21 protein-coding genes and 1 pseudogene are annotated in these 25,019 nt (G+C 72.7%); 6 read left to right on the top strand and 16 right to left on the bottom strand.

Features of this window, described 5'->3' with window-relative positions; all coding sequences use genetic code 11:
- Positions 1 to 204: 204 nt before the first annotated feature.
- A pseudogene (locus VGN18_RS09435) lies at positions 205 to 2,358 on the bottom strand (ComEC/Rec2 family competence protein); the annotation flags it as partial.
- Positions 2,355 to 3,236, bottom strand: coding sequence for a ComEA family DNA-binding protein (locus tag VGN18_RS09440; RefSeq protein ID WP_327539421.1), 882 nt, complete (start codon positions 3,234 to 3,236; stop codon positions 2,355 to 2,357). The gene VGN18_RS09440 and the pseudogene VGN18_RS09435, both read right to left, overlap by 4 nt.
- Positions 3,237 to 3,465: 229 nt before the next feature.
- Here VGN18_RS09440 and VGN18_RS09445 point away from each other — a divergent pair, with 229 nt between their 5' ends.
- Complete coding sequence (locus VGN18_RS09445) at positions 3,466 to 4,638, top strand: C40 family peptidase (RefSeq protein WP_327539422.1); 1,173 nt, start codon at positions 3,466 to 3,468, stop codon at positions 4,636 to 4,638.
- An 11-nt stretch (positions 4,639 to 4,649) separates the two neighbouring features.
- Here VGN18_RS09445 and VGN18_RS09450 read toward each other — a convergent pair whose 3' ends face one another.
- The 7 genes from VGN18_RS09450 to VGN18_RS09480 form a co-directional block, all read right to left on the bottom strand.
- Entirely contained in the window at positions 4,650 to 5,504 is an 855-nt protein-coding gene (locus VGN18_RS09450; protein WP_327539423.1) for a DegV family protein, read from the bottom strand.
- Positions 5,505 to 5,512: 8 nt separating this feature from the next.
- Complete coding sequence (leuS, locus tag VGN18_RS09455; RefSeq protein ID WP_327539424.1) at positions 5,513 to 8,383, bottom strand: leucine--tRNA ligase; 2,871 nt, start codon at positions 8,381 to 8,383, stop codon at positions 5,513 to 5,515.
- A 337-nt stretch (positions 8,384 to 8,720) separates the two neighbouring features.
- Positions 8,721 to 9,386, bottom strand: coding sequence for a histidine phosphatase family protein (locus VGN18_RS09460; RefSeq protein ID WP_327539425.1), 666 nt, complete (start codon positions 9,384 to 9,386; stop codon positions 8,721 to 8,723).
- A 5-nt stretch (positions 9,387 to 9,391) separates the two neighbouring features.
- Positions 9,392 to 9,781: a ribosome silencing factor gene (gene rsfS, locus VGN18_RS09465; RefSeq protein WP_327539426.1), complete on the bottom strand. Its 390-nt coding sequence runs from the start codon at positions 9,779 to 9,781 to the stop codon at positions 9,392 to 9,394.
- A gap of 51 nt (positions 9,782 to 9,832) precedes the next feature.
- Positions 9,833 to 10,429 (bottom strand): nicotinate-nucleotide adenylyltransferase, encoded by a 597-nt coding sequence (gene nadD / locus VGN18_RS09470; RefSeq protein ID WP_327539427.1) that lies wholly within the window; start codon positions 10,427 to 10,429, stop codon positions 9,833 to 9,835.
- 21 nt (positions 10,430 to 10,450) lie between these two features.
- Positions 10,451 to 12,103, bottom strand: coding sequence for a signal peptide peptidase SppA (gene sppA, locus VGN18_RS09475; protein WP_327539428.1), 1,653 nt, complete (start codon positions 12,101 to 12,103; stop codon positions 10,451 to 10,453).
- Between the two features lie 25 nt (positions 12,104 to 12,128).
- A complete protein-coding gene (locus VGN18_RS09480; protein WP_327539429.1) occupies positions 12,129 to 13,220 on the bottom strand; it encodes a hypothetical protein in 1,092 nt (363 codons plus the stop codon).
- A gap of 256 nt (positions 13,221 to 13,476) precedes the next feature.
- Between VGN18_RS09480 and VGN18_RS09485 the strand changes: the two genes are divergently transcribed.
- A complete protein-coding gene (locus tag VGN18_RS09485; protein ID WP_327539430.1) occupies positions 13,477 to 14,658 on the top strand; it encodes an EAL and HDOD domain-containing protein in 1,182 nt (393 codons plus the stop codon).
- A gap of 4 nt (positions 14,659 to 14,662) precedes the next feature.
- On the opposite strand, the gene VGN18_RS09490 is transcribed toward VGN18_RS09485, so the two are convergent.
- The 3 genes from VGN18_RS09490 to VGN18_RS09500 form a co-directional block, all read right to left on the bottom strand.
- Positions 14,663 to 16,666 carry an SDR family oxidoreductase gene (locus tag VGN18_RS09490; protein ID WP_327539431.1) on the bottom strand — a complete coding sequence of 668 codons (2,004 nt, stop codon included), beginning with the start codon at positions 16,664 to 16,666 and terminating at the stop codon, positions 14,663 to 14,665.
- Positions 16,667 to 16,737: 71 nt separating this feature from the next.
- The gene (locus tag VGN18_RS09495; RefSeq protein WP_327539432.1) at positions 16,738 to 18,135 is read right to left on the bottom strand and encodes a wax ester/triacylglycerol synthase domain-containing protein; all 1,398 of its coding nucleotides are present in this window, start codon (positions 18,133 to 18,135) and stop codon (positions 16,738 to 16,740) included.
- 98 nt (positions 18,136 to 18,233) lie between these two features.
- A complete protein-coding gene (locus tag VGN18_RS09500) occupies positions 18,234 to 19,298 on the bottom strand; it encodes a prenyltransferase (RefSeq protein WP_327539433.1) in 1,065 nt (354 codons plus the stop codon).
- 224 nt (positions 19,299 to 19,522) lie between these two features.
- On the opposite strand from VGN18_RS09500, the gene VGN18_RS09505 reads away from it, so the two are divergent.
- Genes VGN18_RS09505 through VGN18_RS09515 form a run of 3 tightly spaced genes read left to right on the top strand, consistent with a single transcriptional unit; the run spans position 19,523 to position 21,719 of the window.
- The gene (locus VGN18_RS09505) at positions 19,523 to 19,738 is read left to right on the top strand and encodes a hypothetical protein (RefSeq protein ID WP_327539434.1); all 216 of its coding nucleotides are present in this window, start codon (positions 19,523 to 19,525) and stop codon (positions 19,736 to 19,738) included.
- Positions 19,735 to 21,078 (top strand): sensor histidine kinase, encoded by a 1,344-nt coding sequence (locus tag VGN18_RS09510; RefSeq protein ID WP_327539435.1) that lies wholly within the window; start codon positions 19,735 to 19,737, stop codon positions 21,076 to 21,078. The genes VGN18_RS09505 and VGN18_RS09510 overlap by 4 nt, the downstream gene beginning before the upstream one ends.
- Complete coding sequence (locus VGN18_RS09515) at positions 21,075 to 21,719, top strand: response regulator transcription factor (protein ID WP_327539436.1); 645 nt, start codon at positions 21,075 to 21,077, stop codon at positions 21,717 to 21,719. The genes VGN18_RS09510 and VGN18_RS09515 overlap by 4 nt, the downstream gene beginning before the upstream one ends.
- A gap of 3 nt (positions 21,720 to 21,722) precedes the next feature.
- Here VGN18_RS09515 and VGN18_RS09520 read toward each other — a convergent pair whose 3' ends face one another.
- The gene (locus VGN18_RS09520; RefSeq protein ID WP_327539437.1) at positions 21,723 to 22,076 is read right to left on the bottom strand and encodes a nuclear transport factor 2 family protein; all 354 of its coding nucleotides are present in this window, start codon (positions 22,074 to 22,076) and stop codon (positions 21,723 to 21,725) included.
- Positions 22,077 to 22,212: 136 nt separating this feature from the next.
- Between VGN18_RS09520 and VGN18_RS09525 the strand changes: the two genes are divergently transcribed.
- Positions 22,213 to 23,007: a helix-turn-helix transcriptional regulator gene (locus VGN18_RS09525; protein ID WP_327539438.1), complete on the top strand. Its 795-nt coding sequence runs from the start codon at positions 22,213 to 22,215 to the stop codon at positions 23,005 to 23,007.
- Here VGN18_RS09525 and VGN18_RS09530 read toward each other — a convergent pair.
- The 3 genes from VGN18_RS09530 to VGN18_RS09540 are packed head-to-tail and all read right to left on the bottom strand — an operon-like array spanning position 22,982 to position 25,019.
- Positions 22,982 to 24,244 (bottom strand): glutamate-5-semialdehyde dehydrogenase, encoded by a 1,263-nt coding sequence (locus VGN18_RS09530; protein ID WP_327539439.1) that lies wholly within the window; start codon positions 24,242 to 24,244, stop codon positions 22,982 to 22,984. The two genes, VGN18_RS09525 and VGN18_RS09530, sit on opposite strands and share 26 nt — an antisense overlap.
- A gap of 15 nt (positions 24,245 to 24,259) precedes the next feature.
- A complete protein-coding gene (locus VGN18_RS09535; RefSeq protein WP_327539440.1) occupies positions 24,260 to 24,559 on the bottom strand; it encodes a LapA family protein in 300 nt (99 codons plus the stop codon).
- A 46-nt stretch (positions 24,560 to 24,605) separates the two neighbouring features.
- Positions 24,606 to 25,019 carry a DUF5313 family protein gene (locus tag VGN18_RS09540; RefSeq protein WP_327539441.1) on the bottom strand — a complete coding sequence of 138 codons (414 nt, stop codon included), beginning with the start codon at positions 25,017 to 25,019 and terminating at the stop codon, positions 24,606 to 24,608.

Genomic DNA, 25,019 nt, shown 5'->3' on the forward strand with positions numbered 1-25,019 from the left:
GTGCCGCACGGCCGCCACCCGTCCACCCTGCGGCACGACGGCGACGTCGCCGTCGCGGTCGGTGCGAAGCAGCGGCACCCCGAGCCGGGCCATCGTCGTGAGCAGCCGCGGTGACGGGTGCCCGTAGTCGTTGTGGAGGCCGACGCTGACGATCGCGAGCCGGGCGTGCACGGCCGCCAGGAAGTCGGGATCGGAATAGGCCGAGCCGTGGTGCGGCACCTTGAGCACGTCGGCGCGGAGATCCAGCCCGGCGGCGAGCATCGCCTGCTGGGCCTCGATCTCGGCGTCGCCCGGCAGCAGGATGCGGATGCCGCCGACCGTCGCCCGCAGGACCAGGGAGGAGTTGTTCGGGTCCGATCGGGTGCCCCGGTACGGCCGGGCCGGGCCGAGGACGTCGAGCCGGACCGCCCCGATCTGCAGGCGGGTGCCGACGACCGGGCTGTACACCGTGAGGCCCCGCTCCGTCGCCACCCGATGCACGAGGGCCGAGCCGGACGCCGGTTCGTCGAGCGGGCCGGCCAGGATCGCGCCGATCGGGCGGTCGTGCGCCACCCCGACCACTCCGCCGACGTGGTCGAGGTGCAGGTGGGTGAGGACCAGCAGGGGCACCGAGGTGATGCCGAGATCGCGCAGGCAGCGGTCGATCAGCACCGGATCCGGGCCGGCGTCGATCTCCACGGCCTGGTGCGGGCCGGCCGCGAGCAGCAGCGCGTCGCCCTGGCCTATGTCGCAGGCCGTGAACACCCAGCCCGGCGGCGGCCAGGCGGAGGTGACCGCGCGTACCGGGATGAGCACGACGAGCGCCGTGACCGCCGCCGCGGCGAGCACGCGTCGCACCCCGATCCGGGCGGAGGCGAGCGCCACCACCGCCAGCACGACCAGCAGCGCCAGGCCGCCGGCCGCGCCGCCCGGCCACGGCAGCACCGCGCCGTGCAGGCCGCCGAAGAAGTCGGCCACCTGCACCAGCCAGCGGCAAGGCCAGCCCGCCACCCAGGCCAACGCCGCCCCGGCACCGAGCCCGAGCGGCGCGATCACGGCCGCCAGGAAGCCGACGATCGTCGCGACGGCAACGACCGGTTCGGCCAGCACGTTCGCCCCGATCGCCACGAGGCTCACCTGACCCGAGATGGCGGCGACCACCGGCGCGGTGACGACGTGCGCCGCCGCCGCGACCGCCACCGACTCGGCAAGCCCGGCCGGCACCCGGCGCCGCCGCAGCGCACCCGCCCACCCCGGCGCGATGACGATTAACGCCGCCGTGGCCAGGGCCGACATCGCGAAGGACGCACTGGCCGAAAGCGTCGGATCCCACAGCAGCAGGCCGAGCACGACCACGGCGAGCGACGGCAGCGCCGCCCGCGGCCGCCCGCTGGCCAGGGAGCTCAGCGCGACCACGGCCATCAGCGCCGCCCGCAGCACGCTCGGCGAAGGACGGGCGACGACCACGAACATCAGCAGCACGGCGCCCCCCACCAGCGCGCTCACCCACGGCCGCACCCGGGCCCGCCGCAGCAGTAGCAGCACCGCGCCGACGACCAGGCTGCAGTTGGTGCCGCTGACGGCGACCAGGTGGGTGAGCCCGGCCAGCCGGAAGCGCTGCGCGAGCACCGGATCGAGGTCGGCTGTGTCACCGTCGACGAGGCCGGGCAGCAGCCCCCGCTCGTCGGGCGGGAGTCCGGACGCGGCCTGCCGGAGCGCGTGGCGGATCGTCCCGGCCACCCGCTGCCACCACGGCGGCACCCCGAGAAGGTGCGGGGAGCCGCGCGCGAACAGCGTCACCGACAGGGCGCTGCCGTCGAGGTCGGGCTGCAGCGTGCCCTCGAGCCGCACCCGCTGCCCGGGCAAGGTGTCACGCCACGGCCCGGCGTCGCCCAGCACGAGTACCGCTCCGGATGCCCCGACGGCGGGACCGTAGGCGCGGACCGCGTCGGCCGAGGTCTCCACGGCCACTCGCGGCGCCCCGGCCGGACCGGCGGCGGCCAGGGTCACCGGATCGGCGGCCACGGTGAGGTCGAGGGTCACGCTCGCGTGCCGCGCGGCCAGCCGGAACAGCGGCGAGGCCCGGGCGTGCCCGATGCGGCCGGCCAGCGGGATCAGCACGAGGGCGATGCAGAACGCGGCGAGGGCAACGGCCGGGCCGACCACGGCGACGTGACCCGCCACGGGCCGGCGCACCGGCACGAGCCGGGCCGCTCCGAGCGCCAGCAGCCCGACCGCGACCGAACCCAGCGCCGCGACGGCGACTGCGCCCGTGGTGGCATCGAGGAGCAGCACGCAGGCCAGCCAGGCCGCGACCGCGCCGGTGGCGAGCCGCAGATCGAGCGGCTCGCTCCCAGGTGCCGCGAGCGGGGTCGTCATACCGTGACCAGCGGCTTCAGGGCCGCGAACTTGACGTCGCCGATGCCGGTGACGTCGTTGAGCTGGTCGACCGACTGGAAGCTGCCGTGCGCGCCGCGCCAGTCGAGGATGTGCTGGGCCAGCACCGGTCCGACGCCGGGCAGTGTCTCGAGCTGGGCGAGATCGGCCGAGTTGAGGTTCACCGGACCATCGGCGCCGATCGAGCCACCGGCCGAGCCGGAGCTGCCCGCGCTCCCCGTCCCGGCCGCAGGGGGCAGAGCGGCGCCCGGCCCGACCAGGATCTGCTGGCCGTCGACAACCCTCGCTGCGAGGTTGAGGCTCCTGAGGTCCACACCGGGCAGCGGACCGCCCGCCGCCCGGACCGCGTCGTCGACCCGGGAGTCCGGCGCGAGGCGGTACAGCCCGGGTCGGCGCACCTTCCCCGCGACATCGACCACCACGAGCGACGGCGGGGTCGACACCGCGACCGAGGCGGGGCCGGCGGCGGTCGGGTCGGCGGAGGAAGACGTGCTCCCGAGTGCCGGCATCGCCGCCGCGCTCGGCGGCCTCGAGGTCGACACCGACATGGGCTGCGGTTGCGACGACAGCAACCAGACGCCGGTGGCCACCGCCGCCACCACGACCGCCACCCCGACGGACAGCGCGGCCCGCCGTCCCGGGTCGAGGCGCACCGGCACCCGGGCGGCTAGCCGCCGCCACCGGGCCGGCCCGCGCCGTACCTCCGCCGGATCCGGCACCCCCGAGGACCCCGCCTCCGGTGGATCCGGCCGGTCCGGAACCAGCAGGGGCGAGCCGTCGTCGAAGCGGGCCAGCAGCTCCCGGGTGCGCTCGGCCACCCGGGCCGGTTCGCCCCGGGTCGGCTGCCGATGATCACGCACGTCCCCGAAGTTAGGGAGCGCGGCGCCGTGTCGTGGGCCCCTGCCGGCAGCTGTGGACAGAGATCGCGACTGTGGACCGGCGGGCCGGAGATGTCGGCCCGCTGTGCTACCCGCGCCGGTCCAATATCAACTCAAGGGTTTCACCTGGTCTTCACAGCCGGTAGCCTCGCTGCGGGGGACGAGCACAGCTGTATCGCGGGTCAGTCACACGAACCTGGAGTCCACCCCCATGTCACTGCCGACCGCCGCCCGTCGGCCCCTGCACCGCCTCGTCGCCGGCCTCGCCGTCACCGCGGCCGCTGCCGCCGTCACCCTGGCCGCACCGACCGCCGCCCACGCCGCGGCCCCCGGCCCGCACGACCCGTTCGGCAACGTGAGCGCCTACAAGGCCGTCCCCGGCGGCATCCAGATGAGCGGGTGGGCGGTCGACCCCGACGCCCGGACGTCGAACGTCTCGGTCTTCGGCGTGGTCGACGGCGTCCGCGTGACCGGCCTCGTGCCGACCTCGCTGCCCAGCCCCACCGTCACCTCGGCGTACGCCGCCGGACCGACGCCGGGCTACCAGCTGACCATCCCGGTGCCGTCCGGCGCGCACGTCGCCTGCCTGGTCGCGCACACGATCGGCGTCGGCCTCGACACGGTGCAGCGCTGCCAGGCCGTGCCGGTCGGCACGACGCTCAGCTCGAGCCAGCTCGCCGCCCGCAACCCGGTCGGGACCATGAAGGGCTGGGCCAACCCGACCAGCCTGCACTTCGTCGGCTGGGCCACCGACCCCGACTTCACCTGGCGTCCGGCCAGCGTCGTCCTCTACATCGACGGCCGCCCGGCCGTCACCGCCTCGACGCACTGGAACTCGACGCGCCCGCTGCCGGCCGGCGCCGGGCTGCAGTCCGCGTTCGACATCCTGGCCCCGGTCGCCCCCGGTGCCCACCTGGGCTGCGTCTGGCTGGTGAACATCGGCCTCGGCAGCAACTCGTTCCTCGGCTGCCAGGCCGTCGACACCCGCGGGCCGGCCGGCACCAACGCCGTGACCACCCCGGTGCTCAACGCCAAGGTCATCGCCGAGGCCAAGACCCACATCGGCCAGCAGTACGTCTGGGGCGCCACCGGGCCGAAGACCTTCGACTGCTCCGGCCTGGTCAAGTACAGCTACGGGAAGTTCGGCTACACGACGCCGCGCATCTCCGAGGACCAGTTCACCGCGGCCCGGCTCATCCCGGCCTCGCGGGCCGTCCCGGGCGACCTGATCTTCACCCACGATTCCGTCGGTGACGTCTACCACGTCGGCATCTACTACGGGCCGGGCATGGCCGTGGCGGCGATCGACGAGGCCGAGGGCGTGAACTACCAGCGCGTCTGGGATCCGAGCTCGACGACGTACGGCTCGTTCACCCACACCTGATCGACGAGCGCCTACCGCCGCACCAGCACGGTGCCCAGCACGCCCGGGCCGAGGTGGGCCCCGATCACGGCGCCCAGCTCGGCCACGTAGGTCTGGCGCACGCCGGGGATCGCCGAGCGGAGCTGGGCCTCCAGGGCCGTCGCCTTGTCGGCGGCGGCCAGGTGGTGCACGGCGAGATCGACCGGGCCGGTGCCGGCCGCGGCGATGGTCAGCTCGACGAGCCGGGCGAGCGCGCGGCTCGAGGTGCGCACCTTCTCCAGCGGCACGATCTGCCCCTCGACCATCTGCAGCAGCGGCTTGATCGAGAGCGAGGTCGCGAACAGCGTGGCCGCCGTGCCGATGCGCCCGCCCCGGCGCAGGTGCTCGAGGGTGTCGACGTAGAACATCGTGCGGGTGCCGTCGACCGAGGCCGTGGCCGCGCCCTGCACCTCGGCCGCGCTGCCGCCGTCCCGGGCGCACTCGGCGGCGGCGATCACCGCGAAGCCGAGCCCCATCGCGGTCGAGCGCGAGTCGACGACCCGCACGACGCCGTGCGGGAAGTCCTGCGCCGCGAGCGTTGCCGACTCCCACGTGCCCGACAGCGCCGCCGAGAGGTGGACGGACACGACCCGGGCCGCACCGGCCTCGAGCTGGGCCCGGAACGCCGCGGCGAACTCGGCCGGCGTCGGCCGCGACGTGCGCACCACCTGGCGGTCGCGCAGCGCCCGGGTGACCTGGGCCGACGTGACGTCGACGCCGTCGTCGACCGCGGTGCGGTGGCCCAGGGTGACCCGGAGCGGCACGACGCCGATACGCAGCCGCTCGAGCGTCGCGGCCGGTAGGCAGGACGTCGAGTCGGTGACGACCGCGACCCGCTCGGTTGTCATCGTCGCGCTCAGACGACGAAGTTGACCAGGCGACCGGGCACCGCGATGACGCGCCGGGTCTCGTGACCGTCCAGGGCCGCTGCCACCTTCTCGTCGGCCCGCGCCGCCGCCTCCATCGCCGCAGCGTCGGAGTCGGCCGCGACCGTGATGACCGCCCGCAGCTTGCCGTTGACCTGCACCGGCACCTCGACGGTGTCGTCGACCAGCAGCGACTCGTCGACGACCGGGAACTGGGTCCAGGCCAGCGACGACTCGTGCCCCAGCCGCGACCACAGTTCCTCGGCGACGTGCGGCGCCAGCGGCGCCAGCATCAGCACCAGCGACTCGGCGATCTCGCGCGGGGTGCCGCCGTCGGGATACGCGTGCGTCACCGCGTTGTTCAGCTCGGTGATGCGGGCGATCGAGGTGTTGAACCGCAGTGTCTCGTAGCCCTCGCGCACGGCGTGGATCGCCTTGTGCAGCAAGCGGTTCAGCTCGTCCGGGACGGCGTCGTCCGAGACGTGCACCTCGCCGGTGTTCTCGTCGACGACGACGCGCCAGATGCGCTGCAGAAGGCGGTACGGCCCGACGATCGCCTTCGCGTCCCACGGCCGGGACTGCTCCAGCGGCCCGCTGAACATCTCGAACAGCCGGAACGTGTCGACGCCGTACTCGCTGATGAACTCGTCCGGCCCGACGACATTCTTCAGGCTCTTGCCGATCTTGCCGAACTCCTGGTTGACCGCGACGTCGTTCCAGGTGAAGCGGCCCTCGGTCTCGACGACCTCGGCCGCCGGCACGTAGAAGCCCTCGGCGTTCGTGTACGCCGGCAGCTGCAACATGCCCTGGTTGACCAGGCGGTGGAACGGCTCGGCCGAGCTCAGGTGGCCCAGGTCGTAGAGCACCTTGTGCCAGAAGCGGGCGTACAGCAGGTGCAGCACCGCGTGCTCGACGCCGCCGACGTACAGCTCGACGCCACCCAGCGGGCGATCGGCACTCGGGCCCATCCAGTAGTGCTCGACCTCGGGATCGATCAGCCGCTCGGTGTTCGTGGGGTCCAGGTAGCGCAGCTCGTACCAGCACGACCCGGCCCACTGCGGCATCGTGTTCGTCTCGCGGCGGTACTTCTTCGGCCCGTCGCCGAGATCCAGCTCGACCTCGACCCAGTCGGTCAGCCGGCCCAGCGGCGGCTCGGGCGTGGAGGCCGCGTCGTCGGGCTCGAAGGACACCGGCGCGAACTGGTCGGTCTCCGGCAGTTCGAGCGGCAGCATCGACTCCGGCAGCGACACCGGCAGGCCGGAGTCGTCGTACAGGATCGGGATCGGCTCGCCCCAGTACCGCTGCCGGGCGAAGAGCCAGTCGCGCAGCCGGTAGGTGACGGCGCCGCGGCCGGAGCCCTGCGCCTCCAGCCACTCGATCATCGCCGCCTTGGCCGCGGTCACGTCCAGGCCGTCCAGCGACAGGCCCTCCCGCGAGGAATTGATCGCGGGGCCGTCGCCGGTGAAGGCCTTGCCTTCCCACCCCTCGGGCGGGGCGACGGTGCGCACGATCGGCAGGTCGAAGACCTCGGCGAACTCCCAGTCGCGCTCGTCCTGGCCCGGGACGGCCATGATCGCGCCGGTGCCGTAACCCATCAGCACGTAGTCGGCGATGAACACCGGCAACGCGGACCCGGTGACCGGGTTCACGGCGTGGGAGCCGGTGAACACACCCGTCTTGACGCGGTCGCCGGCCTGCCGGTCGAGATCCGACCGGCGCGAGGAAGCCAGCCGGTAGGCGTCGACGGCCTCGGTCGGGGTGGCGGCACCACCCGTCCACGACGCCGCGATGCCCTCGGGCCATTCGGCTGCGGTCAGCGAGTCGACCATCGGATGCTCGGGCGCGACGACCACGTAGGTGGCGCCGAACAGCGTGTCGGGCCGGGTCGTGAACACCTCGATCGCGCCGGCCGGCGACGCGAAGGCGACGTGCGCCCCGGTCGAGCGGCCGATCCAGTTGCGCTGCATGGCGCGGACCTTGTCCGGCCAGTCGATGTGGTCGAGGTCGGCCAGCAGGCGGTCGGCGTAGGCGGTGATGCGCATCATCCACTGCATCAGCGGCTTGCGGAACACCGGGAAGTTGCCGCGCTCGCTGCGCCCGTCGATGACCTCTTCGTTGGCCACGACGGTGCCCAGGCCGGGCGCCCAGTTGACCATCGCCTCGCTGCGGTAGGCCAGCCGGTAGTTGTCGACGACGCGCCGCTTGTCGACGTCGCTCAGCTCGGCCCACGGCGCGCCGCTCTGGTTCGCCTCGGCCGTCGGCGCGCGGGTGCCGGCGTCGAACTCCGCGATCAGGTCGGCGATCGGGCGCGCCTTGGCGAGATCGGGGTCGTACCAGGCGTTGAAGATCTGCAGGAAGATCCACTGCGTCCACTTGTAGAACTCGGGATCGGTGGTGTTGACCCGGCGGCGCTCGTCGTGGCCCAGCCCCAGGCGGCGCAGCTGGCGCAGGAAGATCTCGATGTTGTCGTAGGTCGACACCCGCGGGTGCTGACCGGTCTCGACCGCGCGCTGCTCGGCCGGCAGGCCGAACGCGTCGAAGCCCATCGTGTGCAGGACGTTGTCGCCGCGCATGCGCCGGTAGCGGGCGTAGACGTCGGTGCCGATGTAGCCCAGCGGGTGTCCGACGTGCAGGCCCGCGCCCGAGGGGTACGGGAACATGTCGAGGATGTAGGTGTGGTCGCGGATGGCGACCCGGTCGAAGCCGTCGGACAGCGGTCCGGACGGGTTCGGCGAGTTGAAGGTGCCCTCGCGCTCCCAGCGGTCCTGCCAGCCGGTCTCGATCCGGTCGGCCAGTCTCGCGTTGTAACGGAACGGGGGGACGTCGGCCGCGGTGTCGCTCGCGTCTGCGCCGCTGGTCATCGTGGGCTCCTATGCCGGTGGGTCAACTGCTCGGGGGCCGGACAGACGAAGAGCCCCTGCGGGATTCGCAGAGGCTCGGCCGCGCTGCCGGATCGGTGGGATCGTTCAGCGCGGCCCGAAAAGGAGCAGGCGACCGGTGGTCATGCCGGTAACGATACCGCCGAGAGTGTGCGCAGTCGCGTTTCGGTGCGCACCCCGCGTCCGCCGTCCGTCGCCGCCGGACGCGGGGGCACCTTGAACTCACTGTAAGCGCTCCGGGGATAAAGCAGAACGCTCAACTAAGTATGGCCTGGGTCACCTGGCGGCCGAATGCGGACAAGCCCGACAAGACTGCGCTTCACGCGTCGGCGTCGGACGTCTCCACCCCCTCGGACGGGTGCGCCGGCAGGGGCACCACCATGCCCGGGGCGCCGAGGTTGTGGCCGCGCATGCGCCACACCGGAGCGGAGTCGCTCCGCTCCTCGGTGAACAGCTCGCTCCAGTGGCAGTTGGCCAGCGGCGCGAGCAGGTGCGTCTCCTGCGGGATACCGAGCATCGCGTTGCACATGGCCATCGCGGTGGCGCCGTGGGTGACCAGCACGGTCAGCTCGGCGACCGGCAGCTCGGCGAACGCCTCGAGGGCGCGGCCGGCGACCTCGAGCCGGGTCTCACCCCCGCGACGGGTGACGTCCTGCCCGGCGACCCACTCGGCGTACTCGTCCGGGTAGGCCGCCGACACCTCGTCGAGCGTCAGGCCCTCCCAGTGCCCCAGTCCACGCTCGCGGAAGCGTGGATCGGTGACGACCGGGAGGCCGGTGGTCTCGCCGACGATCGCGGCGGTCTGCGTCGCGCGGTCGGCGCTCGAACTGGCGAGCAGGCCGGGGCGCAGCGCGGCGATGATGGCCGCGACCTCCCACGCCTGGGCGCGGCCGACCTCGTCGAGCGGAGGGTCGGCGTGGCCCTGGAAGCGGCGCTGCGCGTTCCACGCCGTGCGGCCGTGCCGCAGCAGCACCAGCCGCCGCACCGGGGTCAGTCCTGCGCCACGTCGGCCGCCGGGGCCGCCGAGTCCACGAACGGGATGAAGGGGCAGTCCTTCCAGAGCCGCTCCAGGGCGTAGAAGACGCGCTCCTCGGAGTGCTGCACGTGGACGACGATGTCGCCGTAGTCGAGCAGGACCCAGCGGCCGTCGCGCTGCCCCTCGCGCCGGATCGGCTTCGCGCCGGCCTCGCGCAGCTTCTCCTCGACGGCGTCGACGATCGCCTCGACCTGCCGCTCGTTGTTGCCGGTGGCGACGACGAAGACATCGGTGATCGCGAGGCGGTCACTGACGTCGATGAGGACGATGTCGGAGGCGAGCTTGTCGGCAGCAGCCTGGGCTGCGGTCAGCGCGAGGGCGGTGGCCTCGTCGGTGGCGGTCATCAAGCTCCCAAGATCGGCGCGCACCATGCGTACGCGACACTGCGGGCCAGTCTACGGACGGTAGAGCCGGTGCTTGTTGATGTACTGCACGACGCCGTCGGGCACGAGGTACCAGACGGGCCGGCCGCCGCGGACGCGCTCGCGGCAGGCGCTCGAGGAGATCGCCATCGCCGGCACGTCGACGAGGGTGACAGCCTCCTGCGGCAGGTGGGCGTCGGAGAGCTCGTACCCCGGTCGGGTGACCCCGACGAAGTGGGCCAGCTTCAGCGCCTCCTCCGCGTCCTTCCAGGACAGGATCTGGCTCAACGCGTCGGCGCCGGTGATGAAGTACAGCTCGGCCTCGGGTCGCAGCGCGGCGATGTCGGAGATCGTGTCGACGGTGTAGGTCGGGCCCTCGCGGTCGATGTCGACCCGGCTGACCCAGAACCGCGGGTTGGACGCGGTGGCGATGACGGTCATCAGGTAGCGGTGCTCGGCCGGGCTGACCTCCCGCTCGGACTTCTGCCACGGCTCGCCGGTCGGCACGAAGATGACCTCGCGCAGCCCGAAGCGCGAGGCGACCTCGCTGGCGGCGACGAGGTGGCCGTGGTGGATCGGGTCGAACGTGCCACCCATGATGCCGACGCGCTGCACGCCGTTCGGGGCCATGGCGGCGATCCTAGTGAGCGCTCAGCCCAGGACGAGGGAGGGCATCCTGAGCGGCCCGCCGCCGGGCAGCCCGAGGGCGGCGGCGAGGCCGGCGAGATCGCCCCACGCGCTCGTCATGGCGGCGAGCGCCCGCGGGTCGTCGCTGGACCTCGGGCGGCCGAGACGGGCCAGCGGCGGGATGTGCAGCGCCGGCCGTACCGGAGCGTCATCGCGCAGCCCGGCCCGCTTGCGGGCGATCGCCGCCGCGTCACGGATGCCGCCGAGGGTGTCGACCAGGCCGTTGCCGACCGCGTCGGCGCCCGACCAGATGCGTCCGCGGGCGACCTCGTGCGCGGCGTCGTAGGTCATCCCCCGGCCGTCGGCCACCTTCTGCACGAACTCGGCGTAGACGCGGTCGAGCATGGCCGCGAGCCGCGCCTGCTCGTCGTCGGTGAAACGCTGCCGCAGCGAGTACATGCGGGCACTTCCGCCGTGCGCGACCGCGCCGGTGCCGAGGCCGAGACGCTCCAGCAGGTCGGCCACGACGACCTTGCCGCCGAACACGCCGATCGAGCCGGTGATCGTGGCCGGCTGGGCCACGATCTCGTCGGCCGGGCAGGCGATGTAGTAGCCGCCGGAGCCGGCCAGCGCACCCATGGAGACGACCACCGGCTTGCCCGCCTCGCGGGTCAGCGCGACCTCGCGCCAGATCGTGTCGGACGCGACGGCCGAGCCGCCGGGTGAGTCGACGCGGAAGAGCACCGCCTTCGCGTGCTCGTTCCGGCGGGCCGCGCGCAGCGCCGCGGTCACGGTGTCGCTGCCGAGCTGACGCCCGCGCGGACCCGAACGGCTGCGGCCGGTGACGATCTCGCCGTGGCCCTCGACGAGCGCGACGAAACCCCGGCTGCGCCGCACGACCGCACTCGGCTTGCGCGGGGGCGTCCACTGGTCGGCGAACAGCAGCTCGACGTCGGAGCCGAGGCGCGCGCGCAGGTCCGAGTACACCTCGTCGCGGTAGCCGAGCCGGTCGACCAGCCCGGCCTCCTTCGCGGCGGACGCCGACAGCGGGGCGCGGTCGGCGATCGAGCGCACCGTATTGGCGTCGAGCCGCCGGGCGGCGGCCACCGCCTCGACGGCGTAGTCCCACGTCGAGGCGACGACCCGATCGACGGCCTCACGGTGCTCGGGGGTGAAGTCGGTGCGCATGATGCGATCGGCCGCGTTCTTGTACTCGTAGCGCTTGTCGAGCTGCGGCTCGATACCGAGCTTGTCGAGAGCGCCGCGCAGGAACGTCGTCTCCGCGGCCACGCCCATCAGGCCGACCTCGCCCGAACCCTGCAGCCAGATCTCCGGGCAGCCCGAGGCCAGGACGTAGTCGGCCGTGCCGTTGCCGCCCTCCCCCAGCGATTCGGCCCAGGCGACGGTGGGTTTGCCGCTCGCGGCGAACGCGCGCAGCCCGGCGCGCAGTTCCTGCATGGTCGCCCAGGGCAGCGGCGTCCCGCCGACCTTGACCACCAGGCCGCGGACGTGCCGGTCGGCCCCCGCCTCGTGCAGGGTGCGCAGCACGGCCCGCAGGCGAGGACGGTGCCGGCTGCGCAGCTTCGCCAGCAGGTCGTCGGGCTCGACCTCGACGGGCGCCGCCGTCAGATCGAGCTCGAGCAGCAGGGCGGGACGACGTCCGGGAACCGAGACCATGCGCACCACGGTAGTGACGCGGCGTTCAGGCGCGCCGGGCCGCCAGGTGCCGGTCGTCCTGCTCGGCCAACGCGTCGACGACAGTGGCGCCCGCGAGCGTCCAGGCGTTGCGGGTCGGCTGGGCGAGCCCGGTCCACTGGATCGGGCCGCCCTCGGCGAGGTGCGGGTCGTAGGGGATCTCGACGATGCCGCGGGTGCGGGCGCCGAAGTGGGCCAGGAGCTGGTCGCGCACCGTCCGGTCGGTCGTCGGCCCGGCGGCGGTCAACAGCGTGACGGCGTTGCGGGCCAGGTGCTCGCGCCCGGTCTGGGCGAGGTGGTCGAGGACCCACGACGCGCTGTAGCCGGCGTCGCGCTGGTAGGTCGACACCACGACCACGAGGTCGGCGGCGTTCACCGCGGCCTGCCAGTTCGGCGAGCGCACGTTGTTGCCGGTGTCGACCACGATCATCCGGTAGAAGCGCTGCATCACCTGGTGCAGCCGCTGGAACTCGTCGTCGCCGATCTGGGCCATGTTGGCCGGATTGTCGTCGCTGACGAGGGCATCGAAGTGGGCGTCGGGCTGGGCCCGCACGTAGTAGCTCAGATCGCCCACCCGGGCGTCGAACCGCTCGAAGGCCGACAGGTCGTGCAGCAGGTCCCACACCGTCGCGCGCTGGTCGTCGGGATTGCTCACCCGCACGGCCAGCGTGCCGCGGGTCTCGTTGTCGTCCCACCCGACGACGTAGCCGCCGCGGTAGGAGCCGAACGCGGCCGACAGGCAGATCGTCGTCGGGGTCTTCCCCGCGCCGCCCTTGGGCTGGATCACCACGACGGTCATCGGCCGGGAGAAGCCGCGCTGGATGCGGGCGATCGCCTCTCGCATCGCGATCTCGGCCGCGGCGGCCCTGGGGCGGATGAGCCCCCCGCTGCCCCGGTTGAGCCGCCCGCGCCACCCCCACGACGCGGGCTCGGTCGTGACCGGGCTCCGGTTCGGGACGAGCAGGTCCTCCGGCCGCGGCCCGTCGGGCAGCAGGGCGGAGGACACCGGCGCGTCGGGCGCCGGGGCGGCGACGTGCCGGCGTCCGGTGCCGTTGTCGCGATGGCGCGCGGTCGTGCTCGGGTCCAGCTTCTCGCTCATGAGTCCCCTCCACGTCATCCGTCGTGTCCGGCGACACGGCGTTGGTTGGCGGCCTCTCCGCCCAGCTTATTGCCTGCCCGATCCGGCCTCGCGGACGACATCCGGTGGGCCCGATCTCGCCGGTCGGCTCAAGCCGGGCGCCGCGCGGTCGATGGAACACCGAGCATCCCGAGTGGTCACGCCGGTCGACCGTCGCCGCGACTCGGGGAGCCCGCCCACGAAAGGCCGATTCTTGCCCCTCCAGACCTCGTCGAGAGTGCTCATCGGCCGACAGAGCGTCCATGACCGGCGGCTGTCCGCCGTCGGGTACGAGCTCCTGTTCTCCGCTCTGGACGATCAGGCCGGCGACGGCACCACCGACAACGTCGTCCGCGACGCCCTGAACGTCGGCTGGACCCGGCTCATCGGCGACAAGCAGCTGTTCTGCAGCGCCGACGTCGAGCTGCTCGCCGGCGCCGCCCCGCTGAATTTGCTGCCACCGGGCAGCGTGGTCGAGGTCGGCCCTGACGGGCTCGGGGACGAGGCCGTCCTCTCGGCCTGCCGCCGGCTCAGGGCCCAGGGCTTCACGGTCGCGGTCACCGGTCTGCGTCCCGATGCCGGTGCCGAGACGCTGCTCGAGCTCGCCGCCATCGCCAAGATCGACCCGCACGCGATCGGCCCCGACGAGACGGCCACGCTGGTGCAGCGCTGCCACCAGCTCGATGTCGAGGTGCTGGCCCGCAACGTCGAGACCGTGCACGAGCTCGACGACCTGCTCGACGTCGGGGTCGACTTCTTCCAGGGCTACGCGCTGCAGCAGCCGCGCTGGGAGGTCGGGCGCGAGGTCTCGGTCAATGACATCGCGGCCCTCGGCCGCGCGTCCGGCACGCTCGGCACCCTGCTCGACTTCGACGCCCTCGAGGACGTCCTGCGCACCGAGCCCGCGCTCAGCTACCAGGTCATGCAGCTCGCCTCGCTCGGCCGCATCGGGGAGAACCGGCGCCGCATCTCGAGCGTCCGTGACGCGCTCGTGCTCGCCGGCAGCTGGCGGGTGCAGAACTGGATCGCCCTGCTCGTGGCCCGGCAGTCCGGGGCCGCGGTGGACGAGGAGATCACCACGGCACTCGCGCGGGCCAGCGCGTGCGAGTCGCTCGCGGCGACCAAGCTCGACCGCTGGTCGGGCCGGCTCGGGTTCACGGCCGGCATGGTCTCGTCGTTCGAGCGGCTGCTGCAGATCCCGCGCGAGCACCTGCTGGAGAAGCTGCCGCTCTCCGACGAGCTGCGCGAGGCCGCCTTCGGCGAGGACACCCCGCTCGGGCAGATCGTCCGCGACGTCGCCGACCACCAGGACGGGCGGCGCCAACCGCGTCACCTGTCCGGGATCAGCGGCCCGGAACTCGACGCCGCGTCGGCCGCGGCCTTCGCCTGGGCGCTGGAGGCGACCTCGGCGCTGCAGTGAGCCGCTACCAGTGCACCCCGCGCAGGATGTGCGCGAAGGCGACGCTCTCGGTCGACGGCTGGTCGCTCTTGGTGTCCTTGCCGCCGCGGGCCGCGTGCGAATCGGGGAAGAGCTTGTAGCCCGCGTTGAGCACGACGTCGACGCCCTTCGGCGCCACCTGGTAGGCCAGCGCGCCCGCGTTGCCCAGCGCGGTGCCCTTGTGTTTCGGCTTGTTGATCATCGCCTTGCAGATCATGTCGGCGGCCTCGGGCGGCGTCATCGTCGGGAAGCGGTCGTACATCTTCGTCGGGGCGATCATCGGGGTGCGGACGAGCGGCATGTGGATCGTCGTCAGGTGCACGCCGTCGTCGATGACCTCGGAGGCGATGCAGCGCGAGAACGCGTCGAGCGCGGCCTTCGAGGCGACATAGGCCGAGAAGCGCGGGATGTTGGCCTGCACGCCGATCGAGCTGATGTTGATGATGTGACCGCCCTTGCGGCCGTCCGAACTCGGCTGCCGCATGATCGGTAGCAGCGACAGGACGAGCCGCACCGGACCGAAGTAGTTGAGCTGCATGGTGCGCTCGAAGTCGTGGAAGCGGTCGTAGGACAGCGCGATCGAGCGGCGGATCGAGCGGCCGGCGTTGTTGACCAGCACGTCGACGCGGCCGTGCTCCTGCAGCACCTCCTTGGCCATCCGCTCGATGTCGCTCATGTCGGCGAGATCGCAGCGGTGGACGAACGCCTCGCCGCCCATGTCCTCGATCTCGATCTTCGTCTGCTCGAGCTTCTCGACGCCGCGGGCGACGAGGATGACCTTGCCGCCGGCCGCGCCGACCCGCAGCGCGGTGGCCCGGCCGATGCCCGACGAGGCACCGGTGATCATGACCGTCTTGCCCTTGATGGCGCGAGCGAGCTGCTTGTCCTTGCGGCGGTCGGGGCTGTAGGTGCGCTCCCAGTACTCCCAGAGGTGCTGGGCGTACATCGAGAACGGCGGCAGCTCGATGCCCGAGCCGGCGAGCACGGCCTCGGTCTTGGTCGAGTCGAAGTGCGTCGGGTAGGTGAGGTAGGCGAACGACTCGCGCGGGATGCCCAGCTCGGCCAGCACGAGGTCGGTGACCTGCTTGGCCCCGGGCAGCTTGGTGAGCGTCGAGGTGAGGCGGGCCGGCAGGGCGTCCATGGCCCGGGCGTCGACGTTCACCGTCGGCTGGGGCGCCTTGGCCGCCTTGGTCAGCGCCTTGAACAGGCCACCGACGGTGAGCGCGTTCGGGTCGGTGAGGTGGAAGGCGCGGCCGTCCAGGTCGGGCTGGTGGGCGATGTAGTCCATCGCCTTGACGACGTAGTCGACCGGGACGATGTTGATCTCGCCGCCCTCGATGCCGACGCCGCGCAACCACGAGGGCGTGACGCCGCGCAGGCGCTGGATGGTCTTGAAGAAGTAGTACGGGCCGTCGATCTTGTCGATCTCGCCGGTCTCGGAGTGGCCGACCACGACGCCGGGCCGGTACACCCGCCACGGCACGCTGCACTCATTGCGGACGACGGCCTCGGACTCGTGCTTGGTCAGGTAATACGGGTTGTGCTCGACGTCCTCGGCCTCGTCGAACATGTCCTCGGTGAAGACGCCCCGGTACAGCCCGGCGGCCGCGATCGAACTGACCTGGTGGAAGTGCCCGGCGTGCACGGCCTCGGCGAGCTGCACGGCGTGCCGCGTGCCCTCGGTGTTCGCGATGCGCTGGCTGTCGCCGTCGGCGGTGATGTCGTAGATCGCGGCGAGGTGGAAGAAGTGCTCGATCTGGCCGTCGAGCCGCTCGATCTCCTCGGTGCTGACGCCCAGACGCTCCCGCGACAGATCGCCGATGACCGGCACGATGCGGTCGTCGTCGTCGCCGAGGCGGCCCTTGAGGTCGTCGAGCTTGTCGAGCGAGCTGGCCCGGCACAGGGCGTAGATCGTTCCTTCGCGCTCGAGCAGTTCAGCGAGCAGGAAGCGGCCGATGAAGCCGGTCGCGCCCGTGACGAAGTACGCCATCTGATCCTCCAGGGGTGCCGCGGCGGCTGGGTGTCACCCGCAGTCTCGCCCACCCGGGTCGGATATTCCACTCAGGTCGGCGCAGGGGCGGCTGCCGACGGCGCGGCCAACGCGAGCACGTCCTCGAACGCCTCGCGCAGGCAGTCGATCAATGCCTCGGGATCGTCGACAGCGCCGGTGTCGACGTTCACGCCGATGTTGCACGTGCCGGCGTAGGACATCAGGGTGGCGTTCATCCCCGAGCCGATGGTCGGGCCGAACGCGTAGTAGCCGATCACCCGGGCCCCGGCGAGCCACACGGGCTGGGGGATGCCGGGCACGTCGCTGGCCAGCAGTTCCACCCGCTTGAACATCCCGCCGAGGTAGGCGCGCGGCAGGAGGTTGAGCCCGAATGCGATCTCCTGGGCGTGCCCGAGGGCCGGCTCGTGCCGCCACTGGCTGACGAGGCGGCTGATGTGCTTGATGCGGTCGGCCGGTTCGGCGATCGCGGCGGGCATGCGGATGCGGGTGAGCGTGATGCGGTTGCCACCGAGCGGATCGGTGCCGCTGCGCAGGCTCACCGGCATCGTCACGCGCACCTCGTCGAGCGGTACGCCGCGCCGCTCGTGGTAGCGGTGCATGCCGTCGGTCAGGGCCGCGAGGAACGCGTCGTTGAGGTGTCCCCCGGCGGCGCGAGAGGCCGCGAGGAGGCGGTCGACCGGCACGTCGAGGACCGCGAGGTGGCGGCCGGTCCGCCGCTCCCCCAGCTCGGAGGACAGCTGGTTGCTCACGGGGGTGACGAAGCGTCCGACCGACGCCGTCGTGGCGAACACCGTCTTCGCCGCGGTCAGCGGGTGGCGGACCGCCGACACCGTCTCGCCCGGCACGGCGCGGGCGATGCGGGCGGTGGCGCCGGCGAACTCGACGAGGTCGTCGGCGATCGAGCGGGCGGTGAGCCCGAGCACCGAACTCGAGTGCCCGATCGGTGCCGGCGGCAGGGATTCGTCGGGGTGGGCATCGGGGGCGAGGTCGACCACGAGCGCGGCGAGCTGCATGCCGCCGATCCCGTCGGTGAGCGAGTGGTGCAGCTTGGTGACGAACGCGGCCTCGCCGCCGGCCAGACCCTCGAGCAGGGTGAACTCCCACAGCGGCCGGCTCCGGTCGAAGTCGGCCATCGCGGCCGTCCGGGCGAACTCCAGGACGTCGTCCCACCCCGCACCGGCGCCCAGGCCCGAGCGGCGCAGGTGGTAGGCGAGGTCGAAGTTCTCGTCGACGCTCCACCGCGGCGGCCCGATGCGCAGCGGGGGCGCCTGCACCCGCATGCGCAGGCTCGGCACCAGCCGGGTCAACCGGTCGATGCGGTGATGCAGGGACTCCCAGTCGGGCGCGCTCTCGAGGCGGTTGACCGCCACGATCGTCGAGCGCAGCACCGGGTCCTTCTCCATGTACCAGGCGAAGGCGTCGCTGTGCAGCATGCGGGTTCCGGCCATGATGTGCACCCCTGATCCGACCCTAGGGACGCCGGTCGGCCGGGACGAGGGCCCAACGTCACAGGTCGGGGATGCGGCGTCCCCTACGCCGTCGGGCGTCAGCCGATCCGGACGTGGGGGAAGATCGCGCCGGCCGCGAGGCCGAGGATGAACAGCCAGCCGAAGGCGCGGTTGTGGACGAGGCAGACGCGGTGGTACCAGAGCGGCCAGCCGACGTACCCGGCCGGCGGCTCGGTCGGCGCGGCGTGGGCCATGACCCGCAGGGCGTGGATCGCGCGGGGCGCGGCCACGACGATGACGAGCGCGAACGGGGTGAGCGAGCCGACGGCGATCGCGATCACAGTGGCGAGGTACATGCCGGCCACGACGACCTCGTTCATCAGCCGGGCCGTCTTCTCGCCGAGCAGCACGGGCAGGGTGCGCTGGTGCTGGCCGGTGTCGAACTGGCGCTGGTCGATGTGCTTGCCGACGAGGATCGACATGACCCCGAGACCGGGCGGCACGCTGGCGGCGAAGGCCTCGCCCGACCAGCGGCCGGTGATGACGAAGTAGCCGCCGCCGATCATGAGCGGCCCCCACACGACGAACGCGGCGATCTCGCCGAGACCGAGCTCCTTCAGCGCGCGGGGCGCCGCGTCGTAGGCGTAGAGGAACACGAAGCCGACGACGGCGAGCCAGACGGCCGGCCAGCCGCGCAGGGCGACGAAGTAGGCGCCGATGGCGACGACCACGACGCTCAGGGCGACGAGGCCGGTGCCGAGCAGGCGCGGGGTGACGGCGCCGCTCGCGATGGGGTGCAGCGTGTAGCGGCGGCGGGGCGAGTCGGCGGTGTCGTGACCGCGGCGGTAGCCGAAGTAGTCGTTCGACAGGTTGCTGATGGCGTGCAGCACCACGTAGCCGATGAAGACGAGCACGAACGGCAGCACCTCGAAGCGGCGGTGCGTGGCCGCGAGCAGGCCGGCCATCACCGCCGACTGCGCCGAGATGACGAGGATGACGCTGCGGGCCGCGTAGAGGAACCGGGTGACCGGATCGAGGTGGCCGAACTCCTCGGCCTGGGCCGGGTAGAAGCCGGTGAAGGCGCTGACCCAGGCGAACGGGCCGCGCTGCGGCGGCTTCGTGCCGGGGGCCGGGGTGGCGGGGGCCTGCGCGTCAGTGCTCACAGGATCCAGCGTACGACCGTTCTGAGGGTGTTTCGGACGGCTCTCGTCACAGTGGCGCGGGCGGTGACCCGGAATGGATCTTCATGACGAGACGGGGCCGGGAGGCCGTCCCGGCATGAAGATCACGGGGACGCGGCCACTGGCCGGGGGTACGGGAAACCCCACCTCGGATCGACGGGCGAACCCCATCGATCGGGGCGCTCGATCCGAGCAGCATCGGCGGCATGATCCTCAAGGCCACCGCCGCGGTCGTCGCCGCGTTCCTCGTGATCCGCGGCATCGCGGAGTGCTTCGTCATCGACTTCGGCGACCCGTCGACCTACCGCAACGACCGGGGCGGGCCGTCGACCGCCGGCGTGCTGGCCCGGCACTGCGGCCCGGCGATCCTGATCGCCGCCTACCTCCTGACGTCCCACCTCACGAAAGGCGGATCACGATGACCGTCTGGCAGGCTGACCCCACCATGACGACCGAGTCCTGGGTCGATCGACTGCCGCGCGCGGCCACCGAGCCCTTCCGCCGACGCACCTGGGCGCACGTCCTGTACGCCCTGGTCGGCCTGCCGATCGGCGTCGCCGGCTTCACCCTCACCGTCACCACGATCAGCGTGTCGGCCGGGCTGATCGTCACCTTCGTCGGGCTGCCGCTGATGGCGCTCACCGGGCTGATCGAGCGCGGCTTCGGCGACGGCCTGCGCCGGTTCGCCAACCGGCTGATCGACGCCGACGTCCCACCCGCGCAACGCTTCCGGGCAAATCCCGGACTGCTCGGCTGGATCGGCTCGTGCCTCAAGGACGGCACCGCCTGGCGGGCCCGGCTGTACCTGCTGCTGAAGCTCCCCGTCGGCATCGCCCAGTTCGTGGCCACCACGGTCTTCCTCAGCTACGGCCTGGGCGGGCTCACCTACGCGATCTGGCGGCCGTTCCTGCCGTGCCAGACCGGCCACGACGGCGGCACCTGCCACCGCGGCGCCAGCATCACCGACCGCTACTTCCTCGACACCCCGTTGCGCATCGGGCTGGTGTTCGTCACCGGGCTGCTGCTGGTCATGACCTTCCCGTGGGTCATCCGCGCGTTCAACGCCGTCGACCGCGGCCTCGTGCGCTCGCTGCTCGGCCCGACCGGTGACGCCAATCGCGTCGAGGAGCTCGAGCGCACCCGGGCCGCCGCGGTCGACGACTCGGCCGCCACGCTGCGCCGCATCGAGCGCGACCTGCACGACGGCGCCCAGGCCCGCCTCGTCGCGCTGGCCATGAACGTCGGGCTGGCCAAGGAGAAGCTGGCCGAGGGCGGTGACCCGGCCGAGGCCTCCCGTCTGCTCGACACCGCCCACACCACGGCCAAGCAGGCCATCGTCGAGCTGCGCGATCTCGCCCGCGGCATCCACCCGCCGGTGCTGGACGCCGGACTCGACGCCGCCCTGGCCACCCTCGCCGCGCACAGCAGCATCCCGGTCTCCGTGCACAGCGGGATCACCGACCGTCCCGACCCGGCGATCGAGACGATGGCCTACTTCTGCGCCGCCGAGCTCATCACCAACGCCGTCAAGCACAGCGGCGGCACCCGCATCGGCCTCGACGTGCGCAGCGCCTCCGGCCGGCTGCGCCTGCAGGTGACCGACGACGGGAACGGTGGCGCCCGGATGGGGGCGGGCAGCGGCCTGCGCGGCCTGGCCGAGCGCATCGCCACCGTCGACGGCACCGTCCGCATCGACAGCCCGGACGGCGGCCCCACCGCCATCACCGTCGAACTTCCGCTGCGGGCCGGGCGGACCGCATGAGGGTCGTCATCGCCGAGGACAACGCGATCCTGCGTGACGGGCTCGCCGGCCTCCTCGTCGATCGGGGACACGACGTGCCGGCCGCGGTGGCCGACGGCGACGCGTTGCGCGACGCCGTTGCCTTCCACCTCCCGGACGTGTGCGTCGTCGACATCCGGATGCCGCCGAGCTACACCGACGAGGGCCTGCGGGCGGCGATCGCGCTGCGCCGCACGCACCCCGAGGTCGGGGTACTGGTGTTCTCGCAGTACGTCGAGACGCGCTACGCCGCCGAGCTGCTCGCCGGGTCGGTGAAGGGCGTCGGGTACCTGCTCAAGGACCGCGTCGCCGACGTGCGCGAGTTCGTCGACGCGCTGGTGCGGGTGGCCGGCGGCGGCACCGCGCTCGACCCCGAGGTGGTGGCCCAGTTGCTCGGAGCCAGCCGCCAGACCGACCGCCTCGCCGCCCTCACCCCGCGCGAGCGGGAGGTGCTCGAGCGGATGGCCGAGGGGCTGTCGAACGCAGGCATCGCGGCCGCGCTGGTCATCTCCGACCGGGCGGTCGAGAAGCACATCGCGAACGTGTTCACGAAGCTCGACCTGCCGCAGTCCGAGACCGACAACCGGCGCGTGCTCGCCGTGTTGCGCTACCTGCAGTCGTGACGGTCAGCCCGGCCCGCGGTCGAGGAACCCGAGCACGGTCTCGATGCGGCCGTCGGTACCTGTGACGACGACGTCGAAGCCGACGATCAGCGGCTCCGCGCCGGCCGGCCCGAGGCCCCAGGTGAAGCGGGCCTGTCGGTGGTGCGCGTCGACCGGCCCGGCCGGCGTGAAGACGAACCCGGGGAACTGCGCCTGCACGGCGCCGATGGTCGCGTCCAGCGCCTCGTGGCCCCGGACGTCGGCGAGCGGATCCACGTAGGTCGCGTCCTCGCTCCAGTGCCGCTCGATCAGCGCCCGTCGCGCCGTCGGGTCGGTCTCGTTCCAGCAGGCCAGGTAGTTCTCGAACAGCTCGGACATCGCGGAATCCCCTTCGCGGCAAAGCCTTGCGGTTGGCTTGCGACTGACAGCGACGATCGTGGACGCCGCGGCGGCGTCCCGTCGATTCCCTCCGGGGTAATCGCGCGACCTACCCGCGGTCCGTAGCGTCGGCCGCATGACGAGCACCGTGACGCGCCCGGTCGGGCACCTGCTGCGCGAGTGGCGCGAGCGGCGGCGGCTCAGCCAGCTCGACCTCTCGATCCGCGCCGACATCTCGACCCGGCACCTCAGCTTCGTCGAGACCGGACGGTCGCGCCCGACGCCGGAGATGATCCTGCGGCTCACCGAGCAGCTGGACGTGCCGCTGCGGGAACGCAACCAGGTGCTGCTCGCCGGCGGCTACGCGCCGGCGTTCCCGCAGCACGGTCTGGACGCCCCCGAACTCGCGAAGGTGCGCGAGGCGATGCGTCTGGTGCTGACGAGCCACGAGCCGTATCCCGCCGTCGTCATCGACCGGTGGTGGACGATGCTCGACGCCAACCCGGCCGTGACCCGGATGACCGACGGCGTCGCCGCGCACCTGCTCGAGCCGCCGGTGAACGTGCTGCGCCTGACCCTGCACCCGGACGGTCTCGCCCCGCGCATCGTCAACCTCGGGCAGTGGCGGGCGCACCTGCTGAGCCAGGTGCGGCACCGCGTCGAGCTCACCGGCGACCCGCGGCTCGTGGAGCTGGCGGCCGAGCTGCGCGACTACCCCGGCGGCACCGACGCCGCTCCCCCGCCCGCCGAGGTCGTGCTGCCGATGCGGCTGCGCCAGGGCGCGCTCGAGCTTTCGCTCTTCACCGTCGCCGCCGTCGTCGAGACCGCCTCCGACATCACCGTCGACGAGCTGGTGATCGAGTCGTTCTACCCGGCCGACGAGGCCACGGCGCAGGCGCTCCGGCTCAGCGGACGTGCCCCTCGCCGGTGACGACCCACTTCGTCGAGGTCAGCTCGGCGAGGCCCATCGGCCCGCGGGCGTGCATCTTCTGCGTCGAGATGCCGATCTCGGCGCCGAAGCCGAACTCGGCGCCGTCGGTGAAGCGGGTCGAGGCGTTGACCATGACCGCGGCGGAGTCGACGCGGGCGACGAAGTGCCGGGCCGAGTCGAGGTCGCGCGTGACGATCGCCTCGGTATGGCCCGACGACCAGCGCCGGATGTGCGCGATCGCCTCGTCGATGTCGTCGACCACCCGCGCCGCCATGTCGAGCGAGAGGTACTCCCGCTCCCAGTCGTCGTCGGTGGCCGGCTGCACGCCCGCCAGCGACGCGAAGTGCTCGTCACCGTGCACGACCACGCCGCAGGTCTGCAGCGCTGAGGTGATGCGGGGCAGGAACTCGGCCGCGACCGCCCGGTGCACGAGCAGTGTCTCGGCCGAGTTGCACACGCTCACCCGCGAGGTCTTGCTGTTCACCACGATGCGCTCGGCCATCTCGAGGTCGGCGCCCGCGTCGACGTAGACGTGCACGTTGCCCACGCCGGTCTCGATCACCGGCACGGTCGCGTTCTCGACGACGTGGTTGATGAGCCCGGCCCCGCCTCGCGGGATGACGAGGTCGACCAACCCGCGGGCCCGCAGCAGGTGCAGCACACTGCCACGGTCGGTGCCCGGTACGAGCTGCACGCTGTCGGCGGGCAAGCCGGCCTCGGCCGCCGCCGTCGACAGCACCTCGACCAGCGCGACGTTGGACGAGTACGCCGACGCCGAGCCGCGCAGCAGCGCGGCGTTGCCGCTCTTGAGCGCGAGCCCGGCGGCGTCGACGGTCACGTTCGGACGCGCCTCGTAGATCATCGCGATGACGCCGAACGGCACCCGCACCTGCCGGATCTCGAGGCCGTTGGGCTGGGTGTAGCCGCGCAGCACCTCGCCGACGGGGTCGGCCAGCCCGGCGACGTCGCGCAGCCCCTGGGCCATCGCGGCGACCCGGTCGGCATCCAGCGAGAGCCGGTCGATCAGCCCGGCGTTCAGACCGGTGTCGCGGCCGCGGGCGACGTCCTCGGCGTTCGCGGCCAGCACCGCGTCCGTGGCGGCGTCGAGGGCGTCGGCCATGGCGTGCAGCGCCGCGTCCTTCGCGCGGCGCGGCAGGGGCGCGAGTTCGGCGGCCGCGTCGCGGGCGCGACGGGCGACGGCTCGGACGTCTTCCTCGGTGGCGGCCCGCTCAATCATCCGGCCAGGGTACGGCTACCGGTGGTGGCGATGGCGCCGGTAGCGCAGCAGCGCCCCGATCACGCCGCCGAGGACGGCGGCGATCAGGATCGGCACGTAGAGCGGGGCCTGCACCTCGGGGAAGATCAGCCGCACCCGCACCTGCCGGCTGTTCTCGATGATGAACACGATGACGACGACGAACAGCAGGCCGGCCAGGATCTGCCCGGCCGAGGCGCTGCGCTTCTTCGTCTCCGGCGCCCCCGGCGTCGCGGCGGGGTCCGCCGGCTGCTGGTACGGGTCGGCGGGCGGCTGGAACTGGTCCGGAGTGGTCATGACAGTGATCTACCCCGACCCCGGCGGGCCCTCACTGTGACGTGGTCTAGCGCCGCCGCGCGTTGCGCTCGGCGACCCGGGCGCGGCGTTGCGCGTTGGCGAGCCGCTGGCTGTCGTGCGAGCGGGCCGAGCGGGTGAGCTCACCGGTTCCGCCGACGTAGCCCGCCTTCACCAAGCGGCGCTCGGTGGTCTCGATGACGTGCACGATCATGAACATCAGCCCGCACGCGCCGGCGGTGAAGGCGGTGAGCACCCGCAGTCCGAGGTCGGCCGGCAGGAACAGCAGCACCGCGGTGACGGGCAGGGCCAGCATCAGCAGCGACCGGACGATGTGGCGCGGCAGCCAGGTCGAGCACGTCGTGTCGTGCAGGACCCACTCGCGGTAGCGCGCGGGCAGGCCGCCGCCGAAGGCGTACCAGAGCCAGCGCAGCGGCCCGGGCCGCAGGCGTTCGGAGGTCAC

Origin of the sequence: Jatrophihabitans sp. (assembly GCF_036000465.1) — a bacterium.
In the GTDB taxonomy this organism is placed as follows: domain Bacteria; phylum Actinomycetota; class Actinomycetes; order Mycobacteriales; family Jatrophihabitantaceae; genus Jatrophihabitans.

What these genes read in the sequence shown, in the direction of transcription:
- VGN18_RS09445 (WP_327539422.1), top strand. Translation starts at nt 3,466, where the DNA reads ATGTCACTGCCGACCGCCGCCCGTCGGCCCCTGCACCGCCTCGTCGCC.
- VGN18_RS09450 (WP_327539423.1), bottom strand. Translation starts at nt 5,504, where the DNA reads ATGACAACCGAGCGGGTCGCGGTCGTCACCGACTCGACGTCCTGCCTA.
- leuS (WP_327539424.1), bottom strand. Translation starts at nt 8,383, where the DNA reads ATGACCAGCGGCGCAGACGCGAGCGACACCGCGGCCGACGTCCCCCCG.
- rsfS (WP_327539426.1), bottom strand. Translation starts at nt 9,781, where the DNA reads ATGACCGCCACCGACGAGGCCACCGCCCTCGCGCTGACCGCAGCCCAG.
- nadD (WP_327539427.1), bottom strand. Translation starts at nt 10,429, where the DNA reads ATGGCCCCGAACGGCGTGCAGCGCGTCGGCATCATGGGTGGCACGTTC.
- sppA (WP_327539428.1), bottom strand. Translation starts at nt 12,103, where the DNA reads ATGGTCTCGGTTCCCGGACGTCGTCCCGCCCTGCTGCTCGAGCTCGAT.
- VGN18_RS09480 (WP_327539429.1), bottom strand. Translation starts at nt 13,220, where the DNA reads ATGAGCGAGAAGCTGGACCCGAGCACGACCGCGCGCCATCGCGACAAC.
- VGN18_RS09490 (WP_327539431.1), bottom strand. Translation starts at nt 16,666, where the DNA reads ATGGCGTACTTCGTCACGGGCGCGACCGGCTTCATCGGCCGCTTCCTG.
- VGN18_RS09495 (WP_327539432.1), bottom strand. Translation starts at nt 18,135, where the DNA reads ATGGCCGGAACCCGCATGCTGCACAGCGACGCCTTCGCCTGGTACATG.
- VGN18_RS09505 (WP_327539434.1), top strand. Translation starts at nt 19,523, where the DNA reads ATGATCCTCAAGGCCACCGCCGCGGTCGTCGCCGCGTTCCTCGTGATC.
- VGN18_RS09510 (WP_327539435.1), top strand. Translation starts at nt 19,735, where the DNA reads ATGACCGTCTGGCAGGCTGACCCCACCATGACGACCGAGTCCTGGGTC.
- VGN18_RS09515 (WP_327539436.1), top strand. Translation starts at nt 21,075, where the DNA reads ATGAGGGTCGTCATCGCCGAGGACAACGCGATCCTGCGTGACGGGCTC.
- VGN18_RS09520 (WP_327539437.1), bottom strand. Translation starts at nt 22,076, where the DNA reads ATGTCCGAGCTGTTCGAGAACTACCTGGCCTGCTGGAACGAGACCGAC.
- VGN18_RS09525 (WP_327539438.1), top strand. Translation starts at nt 22,213, where the DNA reads ATGACGAGCACCGTGACGCGCCCGGTCGGGCACCTGCTGCGCGAGTGG.
- VGN18_RS09530 (WP_327539439.1), bottom strand. Translation starts at nt 24,244, where the DNA reads ATGATTGAGCGGGCCGCCACCGAGGAAGACGTCCGAGCCGTCGCCCGT.
- VGN18_RS09535 (WP_327539440.1), bottom strand. Translation starts at nt 24,559, where the DNA reads ATGACCACTCCGGACCAGTTCCAGCCGCCCGCCGACCCGTACCAGCAG.